Source organism: Paenibacillus polymyxa (assembly GCF_001719045.1).
Lineage (GTDB): Bacteria > Bacillota > Bacilli > Paenibacillales > Paenibacillaceae > Paenibacillus > Paenibacillus polymyxa_B.
Genome location: NZ_CP015423.1, coordinates 317969 through 331683 on the forward strand (window position 1 = coordinate 317969; position 13715 = coordinate 331683).

Consider the following 13715-nt stretch of genomic DNA (forward strand, 5'->3'; position numbering starts at 1 on the left):
CTCCTGACTTCAAAGTGTGATGAAAAATAGGAATAAATGTCACTTATTTTAACTACAGGCCATTGGCCTTGTTTTTAAGATCATTTAACAGCTGCATTGCCTGTAAAGGAGTCATATTCATGACATCAGCATTTTTCACCTTGCGCAAAATTTGGCGCACAATCGGATTAGTCTCTACTGTCTCTGCATGGGGCTTGGAGGCGGCAAGCTCCTGCTCTCCGAAAATGGACAGCTGTACCACTTCGGTTGCTCCTTGCTCCAACCTGCTGGAATCCTCCACAGTCTGTAGAGTATCTTCTTTTACCAGGGTGGCCTGCTGTGATAAAGACTGAGTTGATGATGCAGTTTCTCCGCTTTCTCGCAATGTCTGGCCTGAATTATATTCGGTCAAAGAAGAAATATCTTCCGTCTCTGAAACTGTACGAAGATCAGTCCCTTCCTTCCCTCCTACTACTATCTCGGTACCTGCCGTTACTTGAGCTGCTGCCTGTTCAAAACCATTCAGCAGTCCATTCGCTCGCTCAATAATGTTATTGGGCAAGCCTGCAAGCCGAGCACAATAAATGCCATAGCTACTGCTAGCCGCTCCCGGTATGAGCTTGCGTAGGAAATTCACCTTGTCGCCGCTTTCCTGCACGGCCATAGAGTAATTTCGCAGCGAAGACAGGCCTTGCTCCAAATGCGCCAGCTCATGGAAATGCGTGGATACCAGCGCCTTACAGCCGATCGTGTCATGGACAAATTCGATGACTGCCTGTGCAATTGCCATCCCTTCACTAGTGGACGTACCTCGTCCCAGTTCATCAATAATGATCAAGCTTCGCGGAGTTGCCTTGTCCGTCATTACTTGGATATCTGCCATTTCGACCATAAACGTACTCTGCCCACCGATGAGATCATCCGCCGCGCCGATCCGTGTAAAAATGCGATCCAGCATCGGCACCTTGGCACGTGCAGCTGGGACAAAGCAGCCAATTTGAGCCATAATTGCAATAAGCGCAACCTGACGCATATACGTACTTTTCCCAGCCATGTTCGGCCCGGTGATAAGTAGAATATGCGCATCGCCTTCCTCCAACACCGTGCTGTTGGCGATAAAACCGCCATCTTTCATTACGGCTTCCACCACGGGATGGCGTCCCTGCTCCACTACGAAATCATATCCTGTAGTCAGCTCAGGTTTCACGAATCCCCGTTCCGCACTAACCGATGCCAGCGACTGATACACATCAATTTCAGCCACTTGCTCTGCCAGCTTTTGCAAACGTGGAATTTCAGCGTTCAGTTTACTGCGAAGCTCGGAGAAAAGCGTGTACTCCAGATCAACCATTTTATCCTCGGCTTCCAGAATTAGAGATTCCTTTTCCTTCAACTCAGGTGTGATATACCGTTCCGCATTCGCCAACGTCTGTTTGCGTTCATATCGACCTTCTGGTAATGAAGCCAAATTGGATTTGGTCACCTCGATATAATAACCAAATACTTTGTTGTATCCAATTTTAAGTGACCGAATGCCGGTTGCTGCACGTTCCTTGGCCTCTAGCTCAGCGATCCAACGCTTACCGTTCACACTCGCCTCGCGCAGTTCGTCCAGACGCTGATGGTAGCCTTCCTTAATAAGACCTCCATCCCTTACGGAAATTGGCGGTTCATCCGCCACCGCTTCCTCAATCAACGCACACAGGTCTGTACAGCTATCCAGCGTTTGTGCAATCCGTCTCAGCGTCTTCGAAGGAGATCCAGCACACAGCTCGCGTAAAGAAGGAATTTGGGCCAGCGACAGCTTGAGGGCGATCAGATCACGTGCATTAGCACTACCAAAGGCGATCCGCCCAACTAGACGCTCCAGATCGTAAATCTCTTTAAGCTGAGCACGTACATCCTCTCGGAAAATAAACTGGTGGTATAGCTTGTCCACCGCCTCCAAGCGTTCCTCAATAAGACTGCTGCTCAACAGTGGCTTGTCAATCCAACGACGCAACAGACGGGCTCCCATGGAAGTCTCTGTGCGGTCCAACAGCCACAGCAGCGAGCCTTTCTTGGAGCGTTCCCGTACCGTCTCCACCAGTTCCAGATTCCTGCGGGTAAATGGATCCAGAATCATAAAATGGTTTGGCTCATATACCGAGATTTGGGTCAATTGGCCTAACGATCTTTTTTGCGTTTCATTCAAATAGGAAATCAAGCGCGATACGCACCGTCTGCGTTCCTCCGTAAGCCTTGCCCACGTGGCTTCCCCAAATTGATCCCGAACCAGATCATCCTTGGATTTGTCCCAGGCCGTATACACAACACGCCGTCCAACGGGGGACATACGGGATGTCACAAAATCCAGCAGATGACCATCTCCCAACATTTCGGAAGGCTCATAAATGTTAATTTCATCTAGTAGCCATTCTTTCGAATCAGGCACAGAGGTCACATACAATTCACCTGTTGACAAGTCACACGCCGCAAGCGCCAGCATCCCGTCCGTCTCTGTGACACATACCATGTAGTTGTTGGATTTGTCACCCAGCACCTTGCCTTCCATTACCGTTCCCGGGGTCACAACGCGGACAATATCCCGCCGCACCATCCCCTTCGTAGCTGAGGCTTCCTCCATTTGCTCACAGATGGCCACCTTATAACCCTTCTCAATGAGACGCTGTATGTAATTTTCAGCTGAATGATAAGGCACGCCGCACATCGGAATTTTTTCCGTGGCGCCACCCTCACGACCCGTAAGTGTAATTTCCAGCTCCTTGGATGCAAGAATTGCATCATCGAAAAACATCTCGTAAAAATCTCCCAGACGGAAAAACAAAAATGCATCTTTAGCCTGCTCTTTTATGGATAAATACTGCTCAATCATCGGTGTATATTTGGACATACCGTTCACTAACCCCCACACTTTGTTCCGTTTAAACTTATAATTATCTCTCATTATATCAAAAATGACAGTCGATAACATGAAACCGTTCCTGGTGTCGACACTTGATTTTACGTAAGCTTCCAATATGGGCGCAAATCCCTTGATTCATCCCACTGTTTCCCCTTGCGGAGGCTGTCCAGCAATGGCGCTACATAAGCTTCATATTGCGAGTATATTTCCAGTGAAACCATATCCAAAATAAGAGGTTCCATATACTCCTTAAGCACAGATTGATTTCCTTCATAAAAGGCTCTGTGAGCCTCCTCCTGACCCAGCGGCCTACGTTGCAAACGCGGATATTGAGAAGCAATGAGAAACGCCATTCCAATCACACCTTTCGCCAGCTGTGGCGAAATAAGAAAACTGGGCAGTGTACGATATTCAAAGCCTCCATACGACTGACGGCGAAAATCACCCAAATTGCCATAATGCGGTCTGCGCCGGGCCGCACGCTTGTCTTCCAGTAGCGCCAAAGGCAGTGCCAAATAGTTATCCAGTGCCCGGAGCAAGGCACCGTTTAGCGAAACCCCGCTGAAGTGCAGGTGTCCGCCCAGCGGAAAACCCGGTTGCGGCATCCCCCCCGCCTGCCAGATGAGTGTGCGGTCAGCAATGCGCCGGGCTGCGGTTGCAAAAGCTTGACGCAGATGCTTAAGCAGATGGGCCGGATCTCCACTTGGCGCAGGACGAAGCTCAGCGACTGGATACAGTGTTCGTCCCCGGCGGGTAACAGCATCGCAGCCGGCTATGCCGAGACGACCCAAATATCTTGATGCCGGAACGACCCGTCCCTCTGGCATACGAACCAGCACAAATTCAGGGTCCATTCCGATGAGTAGTCGATCTCTCCCTCGTTCCGCTGAAAGATTCTCACCCTCAATATCCCCTTCGCGCGCAGCAATTTCATATAGCGTGGCCAAACGTCTATCGTTCAGCCATGGCTGTGCCGAGACTTCGCGCACCTGGCAGCTGCGCTCCCCCAGCGGCGTCAGTACCACCTCACCACTGTCCAAACCCAGTGTGTACAACGCACGTACAGCCAGCCGCTCCATCCGGACATAGAGCGGTGAATGTTGATCCAGCTCAGATAGATCGTGTGCGCGGACTTTGGAAGGTCCCTCGATGGCACGTCTACGAATTTCCAACACTCGCAGTTGATGGATTTGCACCGCGTAGCCTATCGCAAAATCTGCAAGGCTGCTATCCATCCACTGCACCGCTATGCCTGAACGCTCCAGTCTACGTTTTTTTTCATCATTGGACATCTGTCTGAAGCGTATGAGCGCCTGTCCCGGCTGCTGCATCGTATTCCCCCCTACGGACTACGTACGGATTTCAACCCACAACAACAAAAAAGGAGGGCCTTTGCCCCCTGCGCAGAATCAGCCGGCGCAAAGAGTAAAGCGGCCCTCTTTTTGGTTACTTCTGTCAGAGCTCGTCGTCAATGAGGTCGGGGTCGAGCTCCTCATAGTCCCCCTCTTCCGCTCCAAAATCAAAGTCTTTTTCAAAATCATCGCTGCTACCATTCGGGAATACTTCTACAACAATCTTCGTTTCCGCCACCAGCTCCACCGCAAATTCCCGCTCGACCCGGATCATTACGCTGCCACCTCCAGAAGACACACTGGCCTCGACACAACTCGGCTCCTGTGTAGCTTCGGCGGATACTTCCACTGTAGACGCCCGGTGCTTCGGATCAAGATACGAGAGCGGCACATTTTCTACGTACGACACCGTTTCCTTGGCCACATCGGTCTGCGAGTTTTTATCGTATGAGTACCAAATATTGATATCATACGTCCCGACGACCTCAATGCCGTCCCCCGCCGCCACAGCTTCATACTGGTGGTTAATAATCCATGCCCCTAAAATGCTCGTTGGATTATTCGGCGGAGTTACGGTATGGGTTACGGTAGAGAATCTGCGACCTTTACCACAGATCGCTTTGGTAATAATCTCTCTACGATTTTTATGACTTAATGCCATTCTTGAACCTCCTCCATACAATCAATCATTCCATACATATGTATGCAGGTTGTGGGCGAATGTTGAGTGAATAGGCGAAAAGGAAAAAATATTATTTGTATAAGCATATGCCGCGATGGCTTGAACTCATGCACGCCAATGTGTTACATGCTGCTCAACGATCTGTAAAAATTCGCTAAGAGCCGGAGATTTCCACTTTTTCGTGTGATAAGCGACCTGAGTAGCCACCTGCTGTTCACTGTCATCCCAGGCTAAACGCGCCATTTTACCTTCTCGCAGCTCATTTTGTACCGTTACCAGCGGAAGCAGCGCTATACCCAATCCAGCCATGACACACTGCTTGATGGCTTCAATACTCCAAAATTCTAGGCTAGGGTCTGAAAAAATTCCGTGTTTATTCAAATACTGCTCAAAAAGGATACGGTACGTACATCCTGCCTCCGTATGCAAAATGGTTTCGTCCTTCAAGTCGGCAGGCTCTACCCGGCTATAGGTAACCAGCGAATGCATAAGTGGCGCTACCAAGGCCATCGGCTCGTGAATAAGCGTGGTGACATTCAATTCTCTATCCTCCGTCTCAGGCTGAAGCAAAAAAGCCAAATCCAGCTCACCAGAACGGATCAAATCGCGTAATTCCCAGCATTCGCCGGGTTTAAGGACAATTTTAACCTTCGGATACCGTTCCCTGTATTCACGGATTAGACTCGGTAGACGAAAAGCGGCCAGAGACTCTGGTGCTCCTATTTTCAGCGTGCCCGCCAATTCTGTTTCTGAACGAAGTGCATCCTTAGCCATAGCATGCATCTTGGAAATTTCCTGCGCATAGGGCAGCAGACGTCGTCCGGCATCCGTCAGCATGATTTTTTTGCCAATGCGATCAAAAAGCGGCGTACCCAACTCTGTCTCTAGCGCTTGAATTTGAGCAGTGATACTCGACTGTGCATAATCCAGTATACGCGCTGCTCGCGTAAAACTGCCTGCCTCAACTACATTTAAAAAGGTAAACAAATGCCGCGATTCCATAATCCGCTCCTTCAATCGGTTTTTCCGATGCAAGCAATCGTTATATTCCGTTTTTCCGATAGATTGATTATCTGATAAGCTGGAGAAAATAACAAGAGAAAGAAGGCTTTTCTGCATGACAAATGAAAGTAAACTTCAATCCACCATTGGTCTTCCACAGGCCATTGCTCTCTATATCGGAGCTGTACTGGGTTCGGGGATATTGATTGTGCCTGGTCTTGCTGCCCAAATGGCGGGGCCGGCATCGCTGCTGGCATGGGGTTTTATGACCCTGCTCATCCTGCCAATGGCACTTTCCATGGGGCTTCTATCTGCCAAATTCCCGAATGCGGGAGGGGTATCGCACTTTGTCACGTTGGCCTTTTCCCCACGTGCCGGTGCTTATATCGGGTGGTTTTTTCTCATGTCGGTTCCGATCGGAGCACCTGTTGCCGCACTCACTGGAGCCGGCTATATGACCGCAGCCATGGGCTGGGGAGAGGAAAGCCGCATAATGTTAGCCGCTGCTATGCTGGCGGTGGGCCTGATCATCAACTGGATCGGCATGAAGGTCGCGGGACGTATTCAGATCGCAGTCGTCATAGCTATCGTTGCCGTCCTTATATTCGCCATTGCCGCAGCACTTCCTCAGATGAAAACAGTCCACTTCACCCCGTTTGTTCCACATGGCTGGCTCTCCATCGGTCAAGCGGCTGCGATTCTGTTTTGGTGCTTTATCGGCTGGGAGGCCGTGTCCCATATGTCAGAGGAATTCACCAATCCCCAGCGGGCGGCCGTTAGAGGTGTGACCATTGCAGCCGTCATTGTCGGTTTGCTTTATTTCTTAACTGCGCTGGCTACTGTGGGCACACAAAGTTACCTTGCGGGGGATTCGGATGCTTCACTCGTATGGGTGATTAGTCGAGCTATAGGGCCGTGGGGCGCGATAATTGCTGGCTTGACGGGTATCTTTATTTGTACCGCTACTATTATTGCTTATGTTGGTGCCGCTTCACGTGTCGCTTATGCTTTATCGCGGCAAGGACAGGCCTTTCGCTGGATGGGCAGGTTATCGCAACGTTTCCATACCCCTATCGGAGGCATTGCTTTTCTTAGCGTGTGCTTTGTGATCATTATGGTGTTGTACGGTAGTGGTGCTGTTTCACTCACTAACCTGATTCAATTCCCGAACGCCACCTTTATTCTGACCTATCTCGGCGGATGTGCAGCAGGAATTAAGCTTCTACGTGGTAGTCGCTGGGGCGTAGCCATTAGCTGGATATCGTTCATTTCTACGGCGATCGTTTTCCCCTTTGTCGGATGGGCTATGCTGTACCCTTGCCTGATCACCGCTGTCTTATGGATCACAGACCGAATTCGGCACAAACGGACTTTGAATCTTCCGACTTCTACCATTACTGAACAGGAAAAGGCTACTGTCCGTCATGGATAGTAGCCGCTCAAGGCCTTTACTCTAGTTTTTCACTGGAGTAGGGGCCTTGTCCTTTTTCGCAATTTTCAAATACTGATGAAGCTCATGTGTGAGCTGCAATAATGCCGAGCGAATCTCAAATTCCTCCCGGGTTGCGGGAAGCTCCATGGCTTTAAATTCTTCACGAACCTGCTCTAGCAGCTTCTCGGTCTGTCCCGTATAATGTCCAGCCAAAACGTCATTGCTAAGCTGGTCGAACAGCTCGGCCAGAAGCTTGGCCTGCGGCATATGCTGATACATTTGTGCGATCAACTGCATCATGTTTTGGATCGAATCCAGCTGTTCTTTTCGCATATAAAAATACACATTCCAGCCCTCTTGGGGACGAAGCATCTGATTTTCCAAGGAACGCCCCGCCTCAGTAACCCCTTTGGCTATCACGCTGTTCGCTTCAATAACTTCCTTGCCATCCCATATGTATGCTGGACTACGCAGCGTATTGGCCATATTTCTGAATATAACAGAAAATGTCCGATCCACCTCCTGCCGAATTTGCTGCATTGTATTATCAGAACCCGGCATATAGGCTAAATTGACAATCATCGCGGAACCCAGTCCAATCACTAGCAGAGCTAGCTGGGTCAGCAGTACCTCCATATCAATCACGCCGCCGCTGAATACGCGAAAAACAACGACCGAACCGGTGACGATCCCTTCTTTAAACCCCACCCGTACAATGACTGGAAACGCCGTTAAAATATATAATGCCAGTACCCAATCATGGAATCCGAATACCACAAACAAAACACAAGCAAAAAGAAGCCCCACGACGGATGCAAAAAATCTCGCCGAAATGGTACGGAGACTTCTCTTGCGTGTGACATCCACCCCCAAAATCGCTAAAAGCCCTGCTGAGGTGGCTCCATGAATGCCAAAACCCTCCGCAATAAGTACGGCCATTAATGCGGCAATAGCCGTTTTAATCGTACGAAAGCCCATGAAAAAATTCTGTCCTCTCTAGATGAAATCTGTTTCAGCATTTTGCACAATTCGAAATTTATGCATAATGCTTATTTTCATAAATTTTAAGTATTTTCATTTTTCATGGTACTTTATTTTCACGTTTTACACAAATGTTCAGAAATTTTATTATTACCGATGAGGACGATCCGAAAGCAGGCGATGCTCCACATACACGACCGCCTGATACATCAGTGTAGCTACGACAGCAATGATCAACAAACTGGACATAACCAGCGTGAAATTGAATACCTGAAAACCATAGATAATCAAATAGCCTAAGCCGTTTTTAGCCACCAGAAATTCACCAACAATCACACCAACCCATGCCATACCGACATTCACTTTCAGCGTAGAGACGATTGCAGGAAAGGATGCAGGTAAAATCACCTTTTGAAACGTATCACGGCGTGATCCGCCAAACGTGCGAACCACTTTGATCAGATTCGAATCGACTTCCTGAAAGCTGTTGTATACGACTAGTGTCGTAATGATGACCGTAATGGAGAGGGTTGTCATTAGGATAGCAGTAAATCCCGCCCCAAACATGACGATAAAAATTGGACCTAGCGCCACCTTAGGCATACTGTTGAACACGACCATATAGGGATCAAGCACCCTCGACAAAAACGGTGACCACCAAATAAGTACAGCCAGCAACGTACCTAACAGTGTACCGAGTAAAAAACCCGCCATCGTCTCTCCCACGGTGACACCTACATGTCCCCATAATTCACCACTGACCGCATCCTTGCCGATCTGGGTAAAAATTTTGCTCGGATAGCTGAATAGTAGTACATCAATCCACTTCAAACGGCCTGCAATTTCCCATAGCACAAACAAAAGCAGTAAAATAGCTGTCTGCACACCTGTCACTAACCATCGTTGCGAACGCCTGCTGCGTAAATACGCCTGATGTAGTCCTTGAATCCAACGTTGCTCAAGCTGATCCGCTTCGTCCTTCATACGTTAACTCACTCCTTTGCTCCCGAAGCCTCCAGTTCACCCCATATTTCATGAAAAAGCTCATTAAAACCCGGCTGCTCGCGTGCATAAAAAGGCTGAGCTTCTCGGATGCAATCCGGAATCTCGAAGGTACGTCGGATATGACCCGGATTTCGACCCATCACTATAATCCGGTCACTGACCGCAATGGCCTCGGCCAAATCATGTGTGACTAAAATAGCCGTCTTCCTCCGCTCGCGCAAGGTTTCCGCAATCAGATCTTCCAGCTGTAGCTTGGTTTGATAATCCAGCGCGGAGAACGGTTCATCCAGCAGCAGCAGTCCCGGATTGGTCGCCAGCGTCCGTACCAGCGCCACGCGCTGGCGCATTCCCCCAGACAACTGGGATGGATGCAAATGCTCCTTCCCTTCCAGACCCATGCCTTCCAGTAACAGCCGTGTCCGCTCACGCGCAGCTTCATCTACTCTGTTGCCTAGTTCCAGACCCAACAATGCGTTATCCATTATCGTCCGCCACGGGAACAGATAATCCTGCTGCAACATGTAACCGACCGCTGGACTCGGACCACTTACCGGCTGACCTTGCAACATAACTTGGCCTGCCGCTGGACGCAGTAGCCCCGCGATCATGGACAGAATCGTCGTTTTGCCGCAGCCGCTTGGACCAACCAAGCTGACAAACTCCCCTGTCTCTACGGAAAAATCAATATTCTCAACCGCCAGCGAAGCTTCACGATCCGTTACATAGACATGCGTCACTTGCTTCAGTCTCACCATCGGGATGGTCGCGTCCAAAGTTAGGCCACTCCGTTCCTCCATCATGACGAACCTCCGGCACCGACGCCTGCATGCGTAGATTCAGTTGTGCTCTTTTTCACAGGCGGTTCAGTATTCCCGGTAGAGCTTGACGAAATCGCTTGTTGTGCAAAGCTTGGGTTCACTAGCTTATCTAGTGCAACCGGACTTTTAAGCTCCCCTGCCGAGGTCATGACATCCTGTAAGTTCTTCCATTCCTTTTCTTCAATCATCGGGTTCAAAGCATAGGTACTCTGTTCCTTATATCGCTTGATACTACTCGTTAAAACAGCTAAATCTGTATCTTTAAAATAGGGCGTGATTGCTTCGGCAATCTGTTCAGGTGAATGCGTAGCAATCCACTGTTGTGCCCGATATACAGCATTTGTAAATTTCTGTGCAGCCTCGCTATTTGTGTTCAGGTAGCTTTGCTTAGCCATATATACCGTATACGGCAACTCGCCGCTCTCCACACCGATAGAGGCAACAACCCGCCCACGACCTTCCTTTTCAAAAATAGATGCCTGCGGCTCAAACAGCTGCACATAATCCCCTGTACCGGAGCCGAAAGCAGAGGCAACATTAGCAAAATCAATATTTTGAATCAGCTTCAGATCCTTGTGAGAATCAATGCCGTGTTTGCGAAGCGTAAATTCAAGTGACATTTGTGGCATTCCGCCCTTGCGTTGTCCCAAAAAATTTTGCCCTTTCAGCTTTTCCCAGTCAAAGCTATCCTGCGTTTGCCGAGCAAACAAAAAGGTTCCGTCCTTCTGTGTCAGCTGAGCAAAATTAATGATAGGGTCCTCTGCTCCTTGCTGATACACATAAATAGATGTTTCCGCGCCGATCAGCGCGATATCCGCCTGATTGGACAACAACGCCGTCATTGCCTTGTCACCCCCGGGAATCGTTGCCAGCTGGACATCCAGTCCCTCCTGAGCAAACATTCCCTGGCTCAAGGCTACATACTGCGGCGCATAAAAGACCGTACGGGCTACCTCGCCTAATCTGATCTCAATCGTCTGCTCCCCTCCTTTGGGGGTGCACCCACTGAGCAACAGTAATCCGAGTAGTGCCGCAGCCACCACAGCTTTGAAACGAGCGCCGTTTTTCATCCTTATTCCCTCCCCACCTTTTTACATCGGTTGACTTCATATATTGTTATGCCATTGTCGATATATTGGTTAATTGCAAAAAAAAAACCCACGTTCGCCCGGGAACGCGGGGTAGATGCTATATGATTTACAGCTTGTATATGGAGGTATATTTCTCTTCCAGATAGTCGGCGAGATAATCCGGGTTCAGATCCTCACCTGTAATGGCTACAATCAACTCGGACGGCGTCCGACTCTTGCCGTAACGGTAAATACGTTCGGTCAGCCATTGCTTGATCGGCTCAAGCTCTCCAGCAGCAATTAATTCATCCAGATTTGGCAACTCTTTGCGTAATGTCGCCAAAATTTGCGCTGCATACATATTGCCAAGCGAGTAGGAAGCAAAATAACCAAAATCACCGCCGGACCAGTGAACGTCTTGAAGTACGCCCAGTCCGTCATTCGGTGGAACAAGTCCCAAGTATTCCTTATATTTCGCATTCCACACCTCGGGGAGACGCTTCACATCCAGCTTTTCATTAAACAGCATTTTTTCAATTTCATAACGGATAATGATATGTAAATTATATGTTAGCTCATCCGCTTCAATACGAATCAGTGAATTTTCCACACGGTTGACTGCCCGGTAGAATTGCTCTGCCGTAACCTTTGCCAAACGATCAGGAAAATGCTTTTGCAAATCATCGTAATACCGATCCCAGAAAGCACGACTGCGTCCGATTTTATTCTCCCACAAGCGGGACTGGGATTCATGAATCCCCATAGAGGTTCCTCCAGACAGTAGTGATCCTGCCAGCTCTGGAGCAATATTTTGTTCGTACAGCGCATGACCTCCTTCATGCAACGAACTGAAAATAGCACTGGTTACATCATCTTGCAGATAATGAGTTGTTATACGCACATCACCTGGATTTAATCCTGTTGCGAAAGGATGTACACTCTCATCCAAACGACCTGCGTCAAAGTCATACCCCATTTGTCCTAAAATGAATAGGCTGAACTTCTCCTGCTGCTTCACATCAAACACACCATCTAAAAAGCTCTTATCCGGCTGGTTCGATGAAGCCTGAATTTTAGACAATAGGGGCACAAGGCGCTTCTTGAGACGATCAAACACAGCATCCAGCTTTTCAACCGTCATCCCCGGCTCATATTGATCCAAAAGTGTGTCATACTCTGTATCCTTAACACCCCAGTAGCCGATAAACTCACGCTTCATGTCTACGATTTTAGACAAGTACGGTTCAAATCCGGCAAAATCGCTATGTTCCTTTGCGTCCTCCCACTTGCTCTCTGCCTGTGCTGCAAGAATGCTATAATCGCGGTATCGGTCTGCCGGAACCGAACGATTCAGTTCATAATTTTTACGGCATTCCTCCACCAATCTGCGATCATTGTCCTCCAGTTGCTTCAGCTTGTCTTCTACGGCAAAAAATTGCAGCAATTGTCCCATTTCATCCGAGATCATCAGCTTGAACATTTCAGTGGACAGCATACCCAACGTCTCCGACCGAATATCAACGCCCTTGCGCGGAGCGCCAGTCCGTAAATCCCAGTGCAGCAGACCTACTGCTTCGCCATAACTACTAATTTTGTGTGCAAGCTCCTTTAAAGCCGTCAATTGATCCAACGTCTGTTGCGTCATATTTGAGGTCACCTCTTTAACTTAAAATGGTTAAAACTTTACAATACCTATACTTGATGATACTTATATTAAAAAGTATAATCAACACACAACATGTACGACCAGCTCCTAAGACCTAAAACAAACGTTGGACTGTACATATCAAACTTTTTTAGAATCTGGAGGGAACAATCGTGGATCACATCAAAGAAATTTTAGAGTACAATCGTGTTTTCGTAGAAAACAAAGAATACGAGGCCTATAGAACGGGCAAGTTCCCCAATAAAAAAATGGTCATTATCACCTGTATGGATACACGGCTAACGGAATTACTCCCAAAAGCTATGAACCTGCGCAACGGTGATGTGAAAATCATCAAAAATGCGGGTGCGATTATTTCACAGCCCTTTGGAAGCGTAATGCGCAGTGTGCTAGTCGCCTTGTATGAGCTGGGAGCAGACGAAGTCGTCGTCGTAGGCCATTATGAATGCGGTATGGCTGCATTAAATGCAGACCACATGGTCAATGAAATGCTCGATCGCGGAATTTCTCAGGAAGTGCTGAACACATTGGAAAATTCAGGCATTAAGCTAAATAAATGGTTAAAAGGTTTTGATAACATTGAAGAAGGGGTAAGAACTACCGTGAAGCTTATTAAGAATCACCCGCTTCTCCCCCCTAATGCCCCCGTTCACGGCATGGTTATTCATCCAGATACAGGAGCGTTAACGCTTGTCGTTGACGGGAATGAACAGTAAACAGGATACGCTTCGGCAGAAAGTTACCAGGGTAGTTTAAGCTCGTACATATGAGCCTAAACTACCCTTTTTTATGAAAAAAAGCGCATATACGTGGAGAATGACAG

At 48.4% G+C, this 13715-nt stretch carries 11 protein-coding genes; 2 read left to right on the top strand and 9 right to left on the bottom strand.

The features are described from left to right. Positions 1-52: 52 nt before the first annotated feature. The 4 genes from mutS to AOU00_RS01555 form a co-directional block, all read right to left on the bottom strand. Positions 53-2872, bottom strand: a complete 2820-nt coding sequence (mutS, locus tag AOU00_RS01540; RefSeq protein WP_061832025.1) for a DNA mismatch repair protein MutS — start codon at positions 2870-2872, stop codon at positions 53-55. A 110-nt stretch (positions 2873-2982) separates the two neighbouring features. Then, a complete protein-coding gene (locus AOU00_RS01545) occupies positions 2983-4215 on the bottom strand; it encodes a putative amidoligase domain-containing protein (RefSeq protein ID WP_069289758.1) in 1233 nt (410 codons plus the stop codon). A 124-nt stretch (positions 4216-4339) separates the two neighbouring features. Next, positions 4340-4897: an outer spore coat protein CotE gene (locus tag AOU00_RS01550; RefSeq protein ID WP_061831597.1), complete on the bottom strand. Its 558-nt coding sequence runs from the start codon at positions 4895-4897 to the stop codon at positions 4340-4342. Positions 4898-5023: 126 nt separating this feature from the next. Continuing rightward, a complete protein-coding gene (locus AOU00_RS01555; RefSeq protein WP_069291993.1) occupies positions 5024-5920 on the bottom strand; it encodes a LysR family transcriptional regulator in 897 nt (298 codons plus the stop codon). Positions 5921-6035: 115 nt separating this feature from the next. On the opposite strand from AOU00_RS01555, the gene AOU00_RS01560 reads away from it, so the two are divergent. Beyond that, a complete protein-coding gene (locus tag AOU00_RS01560; protein ID WP_069289759.1) occupies positions 6036-7352 on the top strand; it encodes an amino acid permease in 1317 nt (438 codons plus the stop codon). A 21-nt stretch (positions 7353-7373) separates the two neighbouring features. Here the strand turns inward: AOU00_RS01560 and AOU00_RS01565 are convergent, their stop codons facing one another. The 5 genes from AOU00_RS01565 to AOU00_RS01585 form a co-directional block, all read right to left on the bottom strand. Then, positions 7374-8330, bottom strand: coding sequence for an aromatic acid exporter family protein (locus AOU00_RS01565; protein WP_023989050.1), 957 nt, complete (start codon positions 8328-8330; stop codon positions 7374-7376). Positions 8331-8483: 153 nt separating this feature from the next. Continuing rightward, on the bottom strand, positions 8484-9317 hold the full coding sequence (locus AOU00_RS01570; RefSeq protein ID WP_069289760.1) for an ABC transporter permease: 834 nt from the start codon (positions 9315-9317) through the stop codon (positions 8484-8486). 8 nt (positions 9318-9325) lie between these two features. Further along, a complete protein-coding gene (locus AOU00_RS01575; RefSeq protein WP_069289761.1) occupies positions 9326-10138 on the bottom strand; it encodes an ABC transporter ATP-binding protein in 813 nt (270 codons plus the stop codon). Continuing rightward, a complete protein-coding gene (locus AOU00_RS01580; protein ID WP_069289762.1) occupies positions 10135-11226 on the bottom strand; it encodes an ABC transporter substrate-binding protein in 1092 nt (363 codons plus the stop codon). Before AOU00_RS01580 ends, AOU00_RS01575 begins: the two co-directional genes overlap by 4 nt. A 127-nt stretch (positions 11227-11353) precedes the next feature. Next, positions 11354-12871, bottom strand: a complete 1518-nt coding sequence (locus AOU00_RS01585) for a carboxypeptidase M32 (protein ID WP_069289763.1) — start codon at positions 12869-12871, stop codon at positions 11354-11356. A 173-nt stretch (positions 12872-13044) separates the two neighbouring features. Between AOU00_RS01585 and AOU00_RS01590 the strand changes: the two genes are divergently transcribed. Next, positions 13045-13608, top strand: coding sequence for a beta-class carbonic anhydrase (locus AOU00_RS01590; protein WP_061831592.1), 564 nt, complete (start codon positions 13045-13047; stop codon positions 13606-13608). The last annotated feature ends 107 nt before the right edge of the window (positions 13609-13715 follow it).